At 70.8% G+C, this 698-nt stretch carries 1 pseudogene; it reads right to left on the reverse strand.

Annotated features, from left to right (window positions below):
- Positions 1 to 239, reverse strand: a pseudogene (locus U9978_RS17245) (hypothetical protein); the annotation flags it as partial.
- Positions 240 to 698 lie beyond the last annotated feature (459 nt).

Raw genomic sequence — 698 nt, forward strand, 5'->3', positions numbered from 1 at the left:
TCCGGACCGGTCGCCCACGCCACCGCGTTGATCTCTCTGGTGTGGCCGGTCAGGGTGTGCCGTTCCCGTGTGGTGACCACCAGCCGGCCAGCCGGCCCGGCCGGCAGTGCATCGTCAGGCTGAAGTGCCGCCCCCGACGGATCACCCGTGCGGCCCACGGTGCGAGCATGCGCGACCGCCCAGGCACGCAAGGCACCGTCCACAGGCTGGACACCGTCCACGGGCTGGGCGGCGCTCACCTGGGTCACCGCCCCGGCCCCTGTGGCTCGTCCACAACCGCCCCCGTTGCTCACCGGCTGCTCACCGGAGCTGCCCTGCGACGATCAGCGTAACCCGAGCGCCAGGTCCGCCCGTGGTCACCGACGGACCCGACGACGCTGACCACGGGCAGCCGATGTGGCAGCCATTCCAGCGAGGCCTGTTCCAGTGGACGACGCCGTCCGGTCCGGTCCCGGACTCCCGAAGTCCGGAAGGCGGACCGGCATGGTCCACTCTGGGTGGCCCTCCGGTGCGCCGTCACCTTTGAGTGGCGTCGCCGTGGAGTCTTGAGTGGCGTCACCTTTGAGAGGGCCTCGGATCGGAGGGAAGCCTGTGGAAACGCGTCCGCTGCTTGTTGATGGCGATGTCACGGTCCGTCCTGGCCGCCCCACGGACGTCGCCGCGTTGCGTGCGATCCTCACCGAAGAGTCGGTGGCGCG

Origin of the sequence: Protofrankia sp. Cr2 (genome assembly GCF_963555885.1) — a bacterium.
GTDB lineage: Bacteria > Actinomycetota > Actinomycetes > Frankiales > Frankiaceae > Protofrankia.